This window comes from Pseudomonas sp. GW823-FHT06E10 (assembly GCF_058794995.1).
Genome location: NZ_JBXAHJ010000013.1, coordinates 182,475 through 198,188 on the forward strand (window position 1 = coordinate 182,475; position 15,714 = coordinate 198,188).

General features: G+C 61.2%; 10 protein-coding genes. 5 read left to right on the plus strand and 5 right to left on the minus strand.

The features are described from left to right. Positions 1-167 precede the first annotated feature (167 nt). From AC1Q6Y_RS21020 to AC1Q6Y_RS21035, 4 genes are all read left to right on the plus strand, one after another. Positions 168-1,052, plus strand: coding sequence for a LysR family transcriptional regulator (locus AC1Q6Y_RS21020; RefSeq protein WP_150812861.1), 885 nt, complete (start codon positions 168-170; stop codon positions 1,050-1,052). A gap of 42 nt (positions 1,053-1,094) precedes the next feature. Then, positions 1,095-1,673 (plus strand): NAD(P)H-dependent oxidoreductase, encoded by a 579-nt coding sequence (locus AC1Q6Y_RS21025; RefSeq protein ID WP_090452976.1) that lies wholly within the window; start codon positions 1,095-1,097, stop codon positions 1,671-1,673. Between the two features lie 49 nt (positions 1,674-1,722). Continuing rightward, the gene (locus tag AC1Q6Y_RS21030) at positions 1,723-2,094 is read left to right on the plus strand and encodes a MerR family transcriptional regulator (protein WP_154861531.1); all 372 of its coding nucleotides are present in this window, start codon (positions 1,723-1,725) and stop codon (positions 2,092-2,094) included. A 106-nt stretch (positions 2,095-2,200) separates the two neighbouring features. Then, positions 2,201-2,545 (plus strand): cupin domain-containing protein, encoded by a 345-nt coding sequence (locus AC1Q6Y_RS21035; protein WP_007988984.1) that lies wholly within the window; start codon positions 2,201-2,203, stop codon positions 2,543-2,545. A gap of 173 nt (positions 2,546-2,718) precedes the next feature. Here the strand turns inward: AC1Q6Y_RS21035 and mmsB are convergent, their stop codons facing one another. After that, a complete protein-coding gene (mmsB, locus tag AC1Q6Y_RS21040) occupies positions 2,719-3,606 on the minus strand; it encodes a 3-hydroxyisobutyrate dehydrogenase (RefSeq protein WP_349733808.1) in 888 nt (295 codons plus the stop codon). A 10-nt stretch (positions 3,607-3,616) separates the two neighbouring features. Further along, positions 3,617-5,143 carry a CoA-acylating methylmalonate-semialdehyde dehydrogenase gene (locus AC1Q6Y_RS21045; RefSeq protein ID WP_492625083.1) on the minus strand — a complete coding sequence of 509 codons (1,527 nt, stop codon included), beginning with the start codon at positions 5,141-5,143 and terminating at the stop codon, positions 3,617-3,619. Positions 5,144-5,293: 150 nt separating this feature from the next. Here AC1Q6Y_RS21045 and AC1Q6Y_RS21050 point away from each other — a divergent pair, with 150 nt between their 5' ends. Next, positions 5,294-6,241: a LysR family transcriptional regulator gene (locus AC1Q6Y_RS21050; protein WP_057716520.1), complete on the plus strand. Its 948-nt coding sequence runs from the start codon at positions 5,294-5,296 to the stop codon at positions 6,239-6,241. On the opposite strand, the gene recD is transcribed toward AC1Q6Y_RS21050, so the two are convergent. From recD to recC, 3 genes are read right to left on the minus strand one after another with little or no spacing between them, the layout of a single operon-like run. After that, a complete protein-coding gene (gene recD, locus AC1Q6Y_RS21055) occupies positions 6,238-8,331 on the minus strand; it encodes an exodeoxyribonuclease V subunit alpha (protein WP_218494835.1) in 2,094 nt (697 codons plus the stop codon). The genes AC1Q6Y_RS21050 and recD overlap by 4 nt on opposite strands. Then, positions 8,328-12,017, minus strand: a complete 3,690-nt coding sequence (gene recB, locus AC1Q6Y_RS21060; RefSeq protein ID WP_492625084.1) for an exodeoxyribonuclease V subunit beta — start codon at positions 12,015-12,017, stop codon at positions 8,328-8,330. The genes recD and recB overlap by 4 nt, the downstream gene beginning before the upstream one ends. After that, on the minus strand, positions 12,017-15,466 hold the full coding sequence (recC, locus tag AC1Q6Y_RS21065) for an exodeoxyribonuclease V subunit gamma (protein WP_492625085.1): 3,450 nt from the start codon (positions 15,464-15,466) through the stop codon (positions 12,017-12,019). The genes recB and recC overlap by 1 nt, the downstream gene beginning before the upstream one ends. Positions 15,467-15,714: the final 248 nt, after the last annotated feature.

The following is a 15,714-nucleotide window of genomic DNA, read 5'->3' on the forward strand; positions in this document are numbered from 1 at the left end:
GGCTGCCTCTCTTCAGACAAGAGGCTGAATAATCGGGTGCGGTATCTGACGCCATCGCGAGCAAGCTCGCTCCCATAGTAGTTATCTGTTGTTCACAAATCTCCTGTGGGAGCGAGCTTGCTCGCGATGGCGGCCTCCCTGACAACACACATCCAGAGGTTGCCGCAATGCACTTCGACCTGACCGACCTGCGCCTGTACCTGAACATCCTCGACACCGGCAACATCACCGCCGGTGCCGCGCGCAGTCATTTGTCCCTGGCAGCGGCCAGCGCGCGAATTCGCGCCATGGAGGCGTCGCTGGGCGTCGAATTTCTTCAGCGCAATCGTCGTGGGGTCAGCCCGACGCCGGCCGGCAATGCCCTGGCCCGACACGCCCGGGTTCTGCTGCAACAGGCCGAACGCCTGCAACAGGAACTGGCCGAATACGCCCAGGGCGTCAAAGGCCAGGTGCGGCTGCTGTGCAACACCACGGCGATCACCGAGTACCTGCCAGAGCTGCTCGCGGATTTCCTGCATAGCCATCCCAACCTCGACATCGACTTGCAGGAACTGCCCAGCACCCGCATCACCCACGCCTTGCGCCAGGGTGCGGCGGACCTGGGCATCGTTTCCGACGCGGTGGACACCGATGACCTGCAGACCCGAGCGTTTCGCGATGATCCGCTGGTGCTGATCATGCCCCGGGAACATCCCTTGTCTCATGCAACCTCAGTGAGCTTCACCGACACGTTGCATCACGACTACGTTGGCCTGAATGCCAACAGCGCGCTGGCGGTGTACCTGGAAGAGCAGGCACTGCACGCCGGTCTGCGCATGCAGATTCGCATCCGCGCCGACGGTTTCGATGGCGTGATGCGCATGGTCGCCCGAGGGGCGGGACTGGCAATCGTACCGCTGGCCGCGGTCGAACGCGGGTCCGCCGGACTACCCTTCAAAAGCCTCGCCCTGCAAGAACCCTGGGGCCAACGCAAACTGCTGCTCTGTGCCCGGGACTTCGCCGCATTACCCGGCTATGCCAAGGCCCTGCTGCACGCCTTGACTCTCCCCTGAGGGGCAGACTTTATCCTTGAGGTTTGATCTTCAAGGACAGCGATGATGGGTAAACGAATACTGGTGATACTCGGGCATCCGTCCGGCAACAGCTTCTGCGCCGCCCTTGCCGAGCGTTACACACAGTCGGCAGTGCGCGCCGGGCATGAAGTGCGTCAATTGTTTCTGGGCAGCATGGATTTTGACCCGGTGCTGCGCGAAGGCTATCAACAGGTCCAGCCGCTGGAAGCCGACTTGCGTAACGCCCAGGCCGATATCCTGTGGGCCGAACAGCTGACGCTGGTTTATCCGATCTGGTGGGGTGGCGTACCGGCCTTGCTCAAGGGCTTTTTCGACCGGGTGTTCTTGCCGGGTTTTGCCTTCAAATATCGCCAGGGCAAAGCCTTCCCCGACAAACTCCTGCGCGGCCGAACCGCCCACCTGCTGGTGACCATGGACACACCGCCCTGGTACTACCGATGGATCTACCGCATGCCCGGTTTGCATCAGGTCCGCAAAACCACGCTGGAGTTCTGTGGCATCAAGCCAACCCGAACCCTCACCTTCGGGCCAATTCTCGGCGCCAGCGCAGACCGGCATGCAGCCTGGTTGCGGCAAGCCGAAGCTATCGCCAGCGCTTGAGTCGGTCGATAATGCGCCGAGCTTTACCCTCGGAGAAAAGGACCTTCCCATGTACATCGGCCAAGCCGCGCAACGTTCCGGAACCACGGTCAAAAGCATCCGTCATTACGAGTCGATTGGCCTGCTGCCTGCCGCTCGCCGCCAGGGCAAGTACCGCATCTATGACCAGCACAGCGTCGACCTGCTGATGTTCATCAAATGTGCCCAGCAGTTGGGTTTCAGGCTCAAGGAATTGCAGTCGGTCTTCGCCGGACATCAGGGTCCGCAGTTGCCATGGGAACGGGCACACCAGATCATCGCCAGCAAAAAACAGGAAATCGCCGAGCGGATAGCGGCGCTGTCGCAACAGCACTCACAATTGGTCGAGTTCGAGAACAGCCTCGAACAATCCAGGCTCGACTGCCCGCTGACCCGTCCTTGAGGGTTGTGCGTTTCTGGACAGCTCAGTGTCGAGCACAGACAACTGAACGATGGGCAGGCGCTATAGGGTGCGACTTCAGTTCTTGAGCCCACTGCCCGGAGTCATCATGACCGCACCGATTACCGTACTTCGCGATACCCACCCGCTGCCCGTGCTCGACGCCTGCAAATGGGAAAAACTCGAAGGCGACCCGCACACCGTCAACCTCAACGCCTACACGAGTGAAGACGGCAGCAAGATCATGGGCACCTGGATCTGCACGCCGGGCAAGTGGTACGTCGAATATGTGAAGTGGGAGTACTGCCATTTCCAGGAAGGCTACTGCGTCATCACCCCGGAAGGCATGGCGCCGATCCACCTGCGCGCCGGCGACATTTTCGTCATCGAACCGGGAATGAAAGGCACCTGGGAAGTGGTGGAAACCGTGCGCAAATATTTCGTGTTTGCCTGATACAAAAAAACCGGGGGATCACCCGACGTGATCTCCCGGTAAATATCTTTGGGTATATGCAGTCCCTGTGGGAGCGAGCTTGCTCGCGATTGCGGTGGGTCAATCACCATCAATGTCGACTGTAACGACCTCATCGCGAGCAAGCTCGCTCCCACAGTTTTTTCACCGCCCTTCTATTGCGGTTTGCGATAGCCATTGATGATCGCCGAGAAGTCCTGACCACCCTCCCCACGCAAACTCATCGCCTGATACAACTGCTGGGCCACCGCGCCGAGTACCACCGGCTGGTGCGCCTGACGCGCCGCTTCAGTGGCCAGCCCCAGATCCTTGAGCATCAGTTCGGCACCGAAACCACCGGTATAACCGCGCGACGCCGGTGCTGTTTCAACGATGCCCGGCCACGGGTTGTACATCTCCGAACTCCAGCAACGCCCGGTGGAACTGTTGATGATGCCCGCCAGCACCTTGGTGTCGATGCCCAGGGCATCGCCCAGTGCCATGGCTTCGCTGACGCCGACCATGGAAATCCCCAGCAGCAGGTTGTTGCAGATTTTAGCGATTTGCCCGGTACCGACCTCACCACAATGGACGATGTTGCGGCCCATTTGCGCCAGTACCGGTTGCAGGGTGGCGAACAGTTCGGGGGTGGCGCCGACCATAAAGGTCAGCGTCCCGGCGGCTGCGCCACCGGTGCCGCCAGAGACCGGTGCATCGGCCATGGTCACGCCTTGTTTGGCAGCGGCGGTGGCCACGTCCCGCGCGGTCTGCGGATCGATGGTGCTGCAATCCACGGCCGGCACACCTTTGCCGATACCGGCGAGCACGCCGTCTTCACCCAGCCACACACTGCGCACATGCACCGCGGCAGGCAGCATGGTGATGACCAGTTCGGCGCCCTCTGCCGCTTCACGGGCCGATGCACTGATACTGCCACCCAGCTGCTCCAGTTCCGCCAGCACGGCTTTGTTCAGGTCCACCAGGCGCAGTGCATGGCCGGCCTTGATCAGGTTGCGCGCCATCGGCGCGCCCATGTTGCCCAGACCGATAAAAGCGATTTTCATGTCCGGCTCCTTAACGCAGGTTGATGGTGGTGTTCACACCGTCGTTGACGCTGTCGTCATCGAACCAGCGACTGGTGACGGTCTTGGTCTGAGTGTAGAACTGCACCACTTGCTTGCCGTACGGGCCGAGGTCGCCGAGCTTGGAACCGCGCGAACCGGTGAAGCTGAAGAACGGGACCGGCACCGGAATCGGGATGTTGATGCCGACCTGGCCGACGTCGATTTCGTTCTGGAATTTACGCGCCGCCGCGCCGCTCTGGGTGAACAGGCCCGTGCCGTTACCGAACGGGTTGGCGTTGACCAGGGCGATGGCCTCGTCGAGCGTATTAACCTCCAGCACCACCAGCACCGGGCCGAAGATTTCCTGGGTGTAGATCTGCATGTCGGTGGTCACGCCGGAGAACAGGGTCGGGCCGACAAAGTTGCCTTTCTCGTAACCTGGAACCGAGATCTCACGACCGTCCAGCTCCAGTTTCGCGCCTTCCTTGATGCCGCTCTCGATCAGGTCGAGAATCCGCGCCTTGGCCTTTTTCGAAATGACAGGGCCAACATCAGTGCCCGGCTCGCTGCCGGCATTGACCTTGAGTTTTTGCGCCAGCGCCTTGAGATCCGGCAGCCATTGCTTGGCCGCGCCCACCAGCACCACCACCGAAGTGGCCATGCAGCGTTGACCGGCGGCACCGAAACCGGCACCCACCAGCGCATTCAGCGCTTGTTCGCGATTGGCATCCGGCAACACCACGGCGTGGTTCTTGGCGCCCATCATCGATTGCACGCGCTTGCCGTGTTTACCGGCCAGGTCGTAGACATGCGTACCGACGGCGGTTGAACCGACGAAGGAAACCGCCTTGATATCTTTATGGGTGCAGAGCCCGTCGACCACATCCTTGCCGCCATGCACGACGTTGAGCACACCGGCCGGAATGCCCGCCTCGATCGCCAGTTCCACCAGGAGCATGGTCGACATCGGGTCCTGTTCGGACGGCTTGAGCACGAAGGTGTTGCCGCAGGCGATGGCCATCGGGAACATCCACAGCGGAATCATCGCCGGGAAGTTGAACGGGGTAATGCCGGCGCACACACCGATCGGCTGGCGCAGGGTGTAGGTGTCGACGCCACCGGCGACGTTTTCAGCGAACTCACCCATTTGCAGGCTGCCGATGGAACAGGCGTGCTCGACCACTTCCAGGCCACGGAAAATATCGCCTTCGGCGTCGGCAATGGTCTTGCCCTGCTCGGCGCTGAGGACGGCGGCGATGCGCTTGGAGTGTTCGCGGATCAGCGCCTGGAGCTTGAGCATGATGCGCATGCGCGCGCCGATGGGTGTCAGTTTCCAGGTCTGGAATGCACGATGAGCGGCGCTGATGGCAGCATCGACTTCTTCAGCGGTGGCAAACGGCACCTTGGCCAGCACTTGCTGGGTCGCCGGGTTGATGATGTCGTGCCATTCGGTGGTCTTGGATTCGACCCACTGGCCGTCGATCAACAGTTTGACCTTCTGCACGGTGGTGTCTTGGGGCGTGAGCGATACGTTCATGTGGGTCTCCAGATCTTTGTTGTTATCTTGGGAGCCAAGGCGAAATAGTCGCCTTGAGAAGAGGCATGCGCCGCGAATTGGTTAACGGGCTGTTTTTGGAGTATAGATGTGCAAACTTCTGATAAGAACGCACATAAAAACCGGTCCAACATGCAAAAAAACATCACCTCCCTCGGCTCGTTGAACTGGGACGACCTCAAGTTTTTCCTGGAAGTCTCCCGCACCCGCAAGGCCAGCACCGCGGCCAAGCGCCTGGCGGTGGACTACACCACGGTGTCGCGGCGCATCAGTTCCCTGGAAACGGCGCTGGGCACATTGCTGTTCGAAAAATCCCGGACCAGCGGCTTTGTCCTGACCGCCGAAGGCCAGCGGTTGATGGGGTATGCCGAGTCGATCGAAAGTACCTTGCACATGGCGTGCGAGCAGGTTTCCGGGTCCGGCGTGGCGCTGTCCGGTCATGTGCGCATGGGCTGCACCGAAGGCTTCGGCAGCTTTTTCATCACGCCGCAGCTGAGCCACTTCGTCGACACCTACCCGGCCATCTCGGTGGATATCCTGCCGCTGCCGCATTTCATCAGCCTGTCCAAGCGCGAGGCCGACATCGTCATCGCCCTGGAGCGTCCGGAGCATGGACCGTACGTCTGCTGCAAACTGTGCGACTACCGATTGCAGCTGTACGCGACCCAGGACTATCTGGACAACCACCCACCGATCCGCCGACCGGCAGACTTGGCCAAACATTCGTTTATCAGTTACGTCGACGACCTGGCGTTCAGCTCGGAGCTGCTGTACCTGGCCAACGTATTGCCCGGCGCCAGCGCCAACCTGCGCAGCACCAGCGTGATCGCGCAATTTGTGGCCGCGCAGCAAGGACGCTCACTGGCGATCCTGCCGTGCTTCCTCGCCACTCAGGACCCTCGCCTGCTGCCGGTGTTGCCGCAGGAAATCAACATCACCCGACAGTTCTGGATGTACTGCCGGGAGGATTTGAGGAAGCTCAAGCGGATCACCCTGTTGTGGGATTACATCCGCGAGGTGACCGAGCGCAATCAGGGACTGCTGATGGGTGAAAGCCGGGAGATGCTGTTCGCCGACTAGTCGGCGCCGAGCCCCAGCATCAACCCGCTCAAGCGCTTGACCTTGCGCCTCACCGCCTCTTCGAACACCCCTGTGCGGGGCTCGATCAAGGTGAACCAGTTCTTGGCCCGGGTGATCCCGGTGTAGATCAGTTCCTTGGTCAGCACGGGGTTCAAGGCGTCAGGCAAAATCAACGCGGTGTGGGCAAATTCCGAGCCCTGGGATTTATGCACGGTCATGGCGTACACGGTTTCGACATCATTGAGCCGGCTCGGCAGGACAAAGCGCACGCCACCCTGGCCGTCATTGCGCGGAAAGGCGACACGCAGAACCTGCTTGCCGGCCTCGGGGCCCTCACGCTCCGGAAGCTTGAGGGCGATGCCGATATCGCCGTTCATCAAACCCAGGCCGTAGTCATTGCGGGTCATCAGAACCGGACGGCCTTCGTACCACTGCTGGTCACTGTCGATCAGGCGTGCCCTTAGCAAGGCGTCCGTGACTCGCTGGTTCAAGCCCTCCACACCCCACGGCCCCTTGCGCACGGCACATAACAACTGGAACGCGTCGAAGGCTTGCAACACCTCCCGGGCCCAGTCGGTCCAGCGTGAATCTTCCAACGGACAATCGAGCGCCGGGCGCTGATTGCGCAGCAGGCTCAGGTAGTGCCGATAACCCTGCGGTTCCTCACCATGACCGTCGAGAAGCAGTCGCTCCAGAGCGCGGTCCTGCTCTCCCTTGAGAGACAAGGAGTACACATCGTCATGGCTTCGCGCAGACAACAACCTGCGTGCTTCTTCGGGTTGCTGCTGGTTGACCCAACGAGCCAGTTGACCAATACCACTGCCCTCACCGAATCGCCGGGAATGGCGCAACATCACAACCTGTTGGGCCAATGGATGAGCGCCCTGCGTGTCTTCCTGCAATCCACTGGCCTGCAAACTCTCGCCGCTGACGGCTTCCAGCCACTGGCGCGTCTGCGGGCTGTACCAGCCAGCCTCCGCATCGCGACACAGATCCCCCAGTACCGCACCGGCTTCTACCGAAGCCAGTTGATCCTTGTCCCCCAACAGCACCAGGCGCGCATGGGCGGGCAAGGCGTCGAGCAGGTTGGCCATCATTTCCAGGTCGATCATCGAAGCCTCGTCCACCACCAACACATCCAGCGGCAGGCGATTGCCCGCGTGGTGCCGGAAATGACGAGTCCCGGGCCGGCTGCCGAGCAGGCGGTGAACCGTGGTGACGTCGGACGGAATCTTTTCCCGGACGTCCTCCGTGACCTTCAAGGTCCGGACTTGCTGGCTGATGGATTCTGTCAGACGCGCTGCGGCCTTGCCGGTCGGTGCGGCGAGACGAATGCGCAGGGGCATGCCGGCCTCGACCGCCGGCGCCTGGAGCAACGCCAGCAAGCGCACGACGGTGGTGGTCTTGCCGGTTCCCGGCCCCCCAGTGACGATGCTGAAAGCGCTGCGGGTCGCCAGGGCGCAGGCCAGCTTCTGCCAGTCGATCACGTCACCAGGTCGGGCAGGACCAAACAACCCGGTGAGACGCTGGAGCAAGTCGATCGGCGTGGATTCGTGTTCCGTCAGACGCTCGCGCAACGAATGGTCGATCCGCCGCTCGTAGGCCCAATAGCGGCGCAGGTACAAGCGTTTGCCCGATAACACCAAAGGCCGGTCACGCACGTTGTCACGACTGTCAGCAGCCAGTGCGACCAGGTTGCTGGCGGCCAGTACCTTACACCAATGAGCACCGTCCAGCGATCCCAGCAATTGCGAGGGCAACAGCATCGCGCCGCCTTGCACGTCACCTTCGGGTGGCAGCGACAGGGCGAAGTCCGGTTCTTTCAGTGTCTCGAACAGGTCGAGGCAGACATGCCCGTGACCCAACTGGTGGCTGGTCAGCGCGGCGGCCAGCAACACCAACGGATCATCCTCCGGTGCCAGTTCATGTAGAAACGCCACAAAGGCTTTGTCCAGCGCGCGCAACCAGCCACGCTCGACCCAACGCGTGAGCAACAACAGCAAGTCGTCGGCACGACTCAGCGGCGCCAGATCGACCAGGCTTTCGGCTGCCAGCGATGTGGGCAACAAATCGGCGAATGTGCGACTCATAACAGTACTCCCTGTTCCCAAGCGGGTTCGGCCTTGGGCTCTGGCTTGCCCTGGAACAACCTGTCCAGACGCTCGATCAGCTCTCTTGGCGGGCGGGCGAAAAACACGCCCTGGCTGGCCGCACGCGTACCGCGCAAAAACAGGTACAACGCACCGCCGACATGCCGGTCGTAGTCGTAATCGGCGAGCCGCGCCTTGAGCTGGCGGTGCAGGGCCAACAGGTACAACACGTATTGCAGGTCATAACGGTTGTCGAGAATCGATTGTTCCATGGCCTGCGCGGTATAGGCCGCATCATCGACGCCGAGCCAGTTGGATTTGTAGTCGGCAACGTAATAGCGGCCGTCATGTTCGAACGTCAGGTCGATGAAGCCCTTGAACATACCGTTGAGCAACACCGGTTCCGCGGCCACCCGGGCCACGCCGTTATGGGTGTATTGGCACACCAGCGCATCGAGCTTGAGCACATCGACCTTATGGCTGGCGAACCAGAACTCCATCTCGACCTGATACTGCGTCAACTGGCCGAATACCACTGGTGCCTGACCGGCGCCCAGTTGCAACGGCGACTTGAGCAGATGCTGCAGCCAGTCACTCAAGGTGCTGATCCAGCCCTCCCAGCCTCGACGGTTGCAGCGACGGGCAATGGCGTCGATCACCTCGTGTGGTGCCGCATCAAAACCCTCGCCCCCCGCCCATTCGAGCAAGCCATGGAGGAAGGTGCCGGGATTCGGGCCGCGCGGGAAGCGATGGATATCGCCACCACCGGCAACCACCTCTCTGGGGGCCTGCGGATCGAGGCGTTCGTCATCGAACAGTTTTTGCGCCTGCGGGCTCTCCGGCGCCTCGTCCGTGCCGACACTCAGGGTGTCGCCAATGCGTAACGCGCTGTAGGAGGCGATCCACCAGTTTTCACTGGCCTTGCGTTTCGGAACCCGCGGAACCAGCAGCGCTGCATCGTTTTGTGGAGGCTGATAATGCTCTGCTGTTGCTTCAGGCATCTCGGCATACGCCAGCGCCGGGCAGTCCTGTTGCAGATCCTGCAGCCAACGCTGCAACGCCGGGGACTCGGCCAATGGCGCACCGCCGCCCAACAGATAACCCAATGCCGACAGATGCAGCACCGAGCCATTGTTGTTGCCGCGCTTGAGGTCGGCCACCCCCAGCCAGCAGGCGTGTTGCGCCCGGGTCAGGGCGACATAGAGCAAGCGCAGATCCTCGGCCAGACGCTCATCGTCAGCCAGGGCAATCAATTCTGCCGTCGGCTTTAAGGTGACTTGGGCGTTGCCGGATTCATCGTGGTAGTGCAGCGGCAGGCGACTGCCATCCACTGGTTTCGCCGAGCAAATGAACGGCAGGAACACCAAGGGGTATTCAAGGCCTTTGGACTTGTGGATGGTCACGACCTTGACCAATTGCTCATCACTTTCCAGACGCAGGATCTGCTCTTCGCCAGCCTGCCCGGACAACGCCAGATGCTCGGACAAATGCCGGATCAAGGCTTGCTCGCCATCGAGTTCAGCGGCGGCTTGTTGCAGCAGTTCGAAAAGGTGCAGAAGGTTGGTCAAAACGCGTTCGCCGTCACTGCGGGCGATCAAAGCCTGGGGCAAACGGAAGTCGTGCAGCAAGCGTCGCAGCATCGGCAGTACGCCCTGCTTGCGCCAGACTTCGCGATAGCCACGGAACTGCATGACCCGGGACTCCCAGGCCAACTCGTCCTGATTCAGACGCTCCAGTTCCGTCAACGACAGGTTCAACGTGATGCTGGCCAACGCAGCCCGCAGCGGTCGCTCGACGTCCGGCTCGGCGCAGGCCTTGAGCCAGGTCAGCACGTCATGCGCCTCCTGGGCGGCGAACACCGAGTCCTTGTCCGACAGATAAACACTGCGCACACCACGGGCGGCCAATTGCGCACGAACCGCCTGCGCCTCCTTGCCATCGCGCACCAGGATGGCGATGTCCGCCGGTAGCAGGCCCCTGAAGGCTTTGCCGTCCTGGGTGAATCCCGCTTGCCCCTGCTGCCCACCATTGAGCAATGCCGTGATTTCACTGGCGCAGGCAGCCGCCAGATGTTGCCGGTACACCGCACCGGACAACGGTTGTTCGGCCGACAAGTGCCAGATGTTCAAGGCAGGGATTGCCTGGTCATTGATGCGCAAGACTTCTTTGCGGCCCTGGGAGGCAACCGGCGTGAACGGAACCGGGTTGTCGCCATTCTTCTCCCGAAAGAGGAACGCGCCGCGTCCTGACTCACGGGCTTCGGCGCGCTCGAACACATGGTTCACCGCGTTGACCATGCCATCGCTTGAGCGGAAGTTGGTGCCCAAGGTGTGCAGGCGGCCAGTGGTGGCCTGGCGGGCGCGCAAGTAGGTATGGATGTCGGCGCCGCGAAAAGCGTAGATCGCCTGTTTCGGGTCGCCGATCAGGAACAGGCCGCACTCGGGGCTGTTCTCTTCAATGCGGTAGATGCTCTCGAAGATCCGGTATTGCACCGGGTCGGTGTCCTGGAATTCATCGATCAGTGCCACCGGAAACTGCTCGCGAATCAGGGTTGCCAGTCGCTCACCGCCATCGGACTGCAAGGCCGCATCGAGTCGCAACAACATGTCGTCGAAACCCATTTCCGCGCGGCGGCGTTTCTCCTCCTCGAATCGTGCCCCGACCCAGCGGGCCGCATGTTGCAGTACGGCGGCATCAGGCGTTGGCAGCCCATCGAGACAGGCCTTGAGCCCGGCCATCCCATCGAGCCCCGGATGTCGAGGCGCTTCGCCCTTCCAGGCTTCGGCCATGCCATCCGGGGTCAGGCGCGTGAAACCGGTGCCGATATCCAGTTGCTCGAGGGATTCGTCTTCGGCCCAGGCTTTGATCTTTTCAAACCAGGGCTCGAAATAGCGAGCCTGCATCTTGCGACCGTCGACAGCCTTGCCGGCAACGCCCTGGTGACAGATCGCAAGCAACTCGCCCGCCCACTGCAGCCAGGGCTTCTTGAGTTCGATCAGGGCCGCCCTTCGCTCTTGCAAGCATTGCGAAATCACTTCGGCGGGTTCTTTCCCTTCAAGGGTATCCCGCTCGCTGGCGAACAGTGCACGAATCCGCGGCAGCAGCGCCGCCGGTCCGCCCCAATTGCTGCGCACCCAATTCAAGGCGTCACCTTGCATCGGGTAGCAGAACAGCCGCCAGTAATCGCGCAGGACTTCCCCCAGCAAGTCGCTGTGGTCGGTTTCCAGGGTCTGGGTAAACAGGCTGCCGCTGTCGAATGCGTGCTCGCGCAACATGCGCTGGCACCAACTGTGGATGGTCGACACCGCCGCCTCGTCCATCCACTGGGCGGCGATATCCAGGCGGTTTGCACACCCCGGCCATTGCTCGGGCAAATACTGATCACGCAACTCGGCAATCAGGCTGTCGGGGGCTGGTGTTTCATCGCGAAAAAAGCGTGCAGCCTCGGCGAGCCGTGTGCGAATGCGTTCGCGCAGCTCTTTGGTAGCGGCGTCGGTGAACGTCACGACGAGGATCTGCGGCGGCAACAGCTCACGCCCGAAACCACTGTCCTCCCCGCCGTTGCCAAGCACCAGACGCAGGTACAACGCGGAAATGGTGAACGTCTTGCCGGTCCCGGCACTGGCTTCGATCAACTGGCTGCCACGGAGCGGGAATGCCAGGGCCAAAGGTGTCTTCGTGCTCATCAACGCGACTCCTCGCTGGACAGGGAACACCAGGGCGCTTCAAGAAGCGGACGATAGAGCGCGTCACACCACTGGGGGAACGTCTCGTCGGCGACCAAGGCATCGTAATCGGCGAACTGGCGAGCGAGCGCCGGGCTTTCGCGGCGCTCTCCGTCCGTCGTCTGCCCATCCCCTTCATAGGCCTTGCGCGCAGCGGCTTCGGCTTTGACCGGGTCGGTTTGCCCCAGCCACGCGAAGGCTGTCTTGACCGCGATCGGCAGAGGCTGGCGCATCCCCGACTGCCAGGCCATCAACAGGTCACCGAGAATTTTCTGTGCCGTGGACTGGTCCAGCGGACCGAGCAACAGGCTGTCGTCGCTGGCCACCAATGCGGTGGTCAACGCCATGCCGCTGGCACAAGCCATCAGATGATTGACCCAAGGGCGTGTCAGTCGATGCCATTTGCGCGATTTGATCGAGCCAATGCTGTTGGGGATCGTTGTAACAGACAACAAACCACCATCAGCACGCTGATGCAGGCCGCCGAGCCAGCCCTCGATGTGCAGTCCTTGCAGCTCAAGACTGACAGGCAACGCGCTGCTCAGCGGTGTTGGCCACAACGCCAGGAGCTGTTGGTGGCGTTGCAGCAAGTCAGGCAATGGCTCGATCAACTCACGTTGCAGGCACTCACCGAATCCGGCCATCGGCAGCAGCCCGCTGTTCTGCAAACGCTTCGCCTGATCCTCCAGCGCCTGCCCGGTATTTCCAGGATCTGCCAGCGCCGCTTCGAGCAAGCGGTCGCTGAGGCTGTAACGCTGCAACGCATCCAGGACAAAGGGTTCTTCATCGGCCAACGGCACTTCTGCCGCCTCGAAGAAGACCTTCAGTCGCTGGCTGAAAAAGTGCCGTACCGGATTGCGCAGGAAATCCTGCAGTTGACCGAGACTCAGTGGTTCGTCCTGAACGTGGGGCCCGAGCACTTCGGCGCTTGGCTGCTGCTCTGCCGCTTGATGAAGGACCTGCCATTCGGTGGCGTAGCTGAACGACTCATCCCCGTCGTGAAAGTAGCGAGCACTGAAGGGTTGCAATGGGTGTTCCCGGGTCATGGCTTCCAGCAGATCCTCGTCGCTTTGCAGCATTCGCCAACCGCTGGCCAAGTGGTCACGCAACTGGCCGATCAGCACCGAGGCAGGCCGCTCGCTGTTATCGCGGATGCTGCGACCCACCCAACTGATGTAGAGCTGATCCCGTGCCGACAACAAGGCTTCCAGTAGCAGGTAGCGGTCATCTTCGCGCCGGGAGCGGTCACCCGGACGGTAATCACTGCCCATCAGATCGAAATCCAGCGGCGGTTGCGCCCGCGGATAATCGCCGTCATTCATGCCCAGCAGGCACACCAGTTTGAACGGGATCGCGCGCATGGGCATCAAGGTGCAGAAGTTGACCGCACCGGCCAGAAAACGTTGGGACAAACGGCCCTGATCCAGACCTGCAAGCCAGGCTTCACGGACGACGGTCAGCGGCAACTCATCCTGCAACCCGACGGATTCGCAGGTCTCGAGCCAGGTCTCACGCAGCTCTTCGAGCTGGGCCAGCAAGTAGTCATCGTGTTCGTTAGCGGCAAGGAAGAACAATTGCACCAACGCCTGCAAGCGCAAGCCCCATTGCCCTGGCGATGCCGGCTGAGAGAGCTCGTGGTGAGCCACTTCCAGCGCGTCCAGCAACGCAACCAGCGGACCGATGAGCGCAGCGTCCAGACCACCGATCTCGTCGTAGGGCTCGATCCCCTCATAAGCATCGGCGCTGCCAACGGCATAACCGAGCAACATTCGTCGCAATCCGAAGCGCCAGCTGTTTTGCTCCAGTTCGTTGGGTAGCCCGAGCCCGGCACGTTGCTCGGCATTCATGCCCCAGCGAATGCCGGCACCTTCGATCCAGCGGTGCAGCGTCGGCAGGTCACGCTCCTCGACACCAAAGCGAGCGCGCAGTGCCGGGACGTCCAGCAGATCGAGAATCTCACTGACGGGGAATCGGCTGTCAGGCAGCTTGAGCAGGTGTTCGACAGCAATCAGCAATGGATCACGACCACGCTGGCCCTGGTCAGCCAGGGTAAACGGAATGAAGCGAGGATCCTGGCGGTCAAGCTGACCAAACACGGCACGAATATGCGGTGCGTAGCTGTCGATGTCCGGGACCATCACGATGATGTCTCGGGGCCGCAATGTCGGGTCGGCGCTGAAGCGCGCGAGCAGTTGATCGTGGAGGATCTCGACTTCTCGCTGGGCGCTATGGGCGATGTGAAAACGGATCGATTCGTCCTGCTGCAGATCGATAGCCGGCCAACGCTCCCGAGTCTCGTTGAGGGGGCGCAACTCGAGGATGTCATCCTGCAACTGGTTGAGCACATTCAGCGGCTGACCGTCACTGAACAGGTCGATGCGCCCGTCGCGGAATGCCGAACGATAGCTGTTGGGATCGTCATAACTGTCGAGCAGGTTGATATAGTCCCGCCCCTGCTTGCCCCATGCGGCCAGCAACGGGTGAGCATGCTGATGCAGGGTTTGCGGATCGATCACTACCGGCATGCCGCTTTTGCGGGCCTGACGCTTGTATTGATGCCGCAACAGGTCTTTATCGGCGACGATGTCCGCCCAATGGTGACGACACGGGTTATGCACGCACAGCAAAACCTGACTGAATCGTGCCAGTCCCGCCAGTGCTTCCAGGGCTTGTGCAGGCAGCGAAGAAATCCCGAAAACGATCACTCGCGAGGGTAACCCCTTGGGGGCTGCTTCGAGATGGTTGATACGCTCGACAAATCGCTGATGGACACCGGCACGGCTTTGCGCCATGCCTTCTTCTCCCACATCCAGCAAGAGTGCGCGCCATAGCTCTGCCTGCCAGCAATTGGCCGGGGTCAGGGGTTTGGCTTCACCCCTGGCGTTTCTTGTTTGATGGCGACCTTCCGCCCAGTCTTCGAGCCAGTCGGCTCGGTACACCTGGTATTGGTCGAACAGATCCGCCAGACGCTCAGCCAATTGATAGCGCTTGCGCAGATCGGTGTCATGGGTCAGGAAACGCTGCAGCGGCTCGAAGTGCGGCTGATTGATCAACTGCGGCAGCAGGCGCATCAGACGCCAGGTCAGTGGGGCTTTATCGAGCAGGGACTTGACCGGAATTTCGTCACGGCCAAGGACCATGCGATAGAGCTGCCACATAAAGCTGCCGGGCAACTGCACGTCGATGGCGGCAGCGATGCCGCAGCCTCCCATGTCGTCTTCTTCAGAGTCTTCCGCCAGCGCCAGCTTCAGCCATTGGGCAATGCCATTGCTTTGCACCAACGCGATTTCGTTCTCCAGGGGAGCCAGCGGGTAGCGTCGCATCCAGCTGACCACCAGGCTGCGCAACTCGTCCAGGCGGTTGCCGTGAACCACCATAAAACCAGCACTGAGGGACGTCGCGTCCGGCATAAAGGCTTCCTTGGATAATACAAATTCGAGGGACGACTTTAGCATTGAAGGCGATTGGCTTCATTGTAGGAGCGAACTCGCTCGCGAAGAACGCCAATGATGACGCGGGAAACCTGACACCCCGCAGCGCTCGCGGTTTTTTCGCGAGCGAGCTCGCGCCTACAAGGACGCCAAAAACAAAACCCCTACCTGCATACGCAGATAGGGGTTTCGGAATTTAATCTTGACGATGACCTACTCTCACATGG

Coding starts and splice junctions, on each gene's coding strand:
- AC1Q6Y_RS21035 (WP_007988984.1), top strand. CDS start 2,201: ATGACCGCACCGATTACCGTACTTCGCGATACCCACCCGCTGCCCGTG.
- AC1Q6Y_RS21045 (WP_492625083.1), bottom strand. CDS start 5,143: ATGAACGTATCGCTCACGCCCCAAGACACCACCGTGCAGAAGGTCAAA.
- AC1Q6Y_RS21020 (WP_150812861.1), top strand. CDS start 168: ATGCACTTCGACCTGACCGACCTGCGCCTGTACCTGAACATCCTCGAC.
- recC (WP_492625085.1), bottom strand. CDS start 15,466: ATGCCGGACGCGACGTCCCTCAGTGCTGGTTTTATGGTGGTTCACGGC.
- AC1Q6Y_RS21050 (WP_057716520.1), top strand. CDS start 5,294: ATGCAAAAAAACATCACCTCCCTCGGCTCGTTGAACTGGGACGACCTC.
- AC1Q6Y_RS21025 (WP_090452976.1), top strand. CDS start 1,095: ATGATGGGTAAACGAATACTGGTGATACTCGGGCATCCGTCCGGCAAC.
- mmsB (WP_349733808.1), bottom strand. CDS start 3,606: ATGAAAATCGCTTTTATCGGTCTGGGCAACATGGGCGCGCCGATGGCG.
- AC1Q6Y_RS21030 (WP_154861531.1), top strand. CDS start 1,723: ATGTACATCGGCCAAGCCGCGCAACGTTCCGGAACCACGGTCAAAAGC.
- recB (WP_492625084.1), bottom strand. CDS start 12,017: ATGAGCACGAAGACACCTTTGGCCCTGGCATTCCCGCTCCGTGGCAGC.
- recD (WP_218494835.1), bottom strand. CDS start 8,331: ATGAGTCGCACATTCGCCGATTTGTTGCCCACATCGCTGGCAGCCGAA.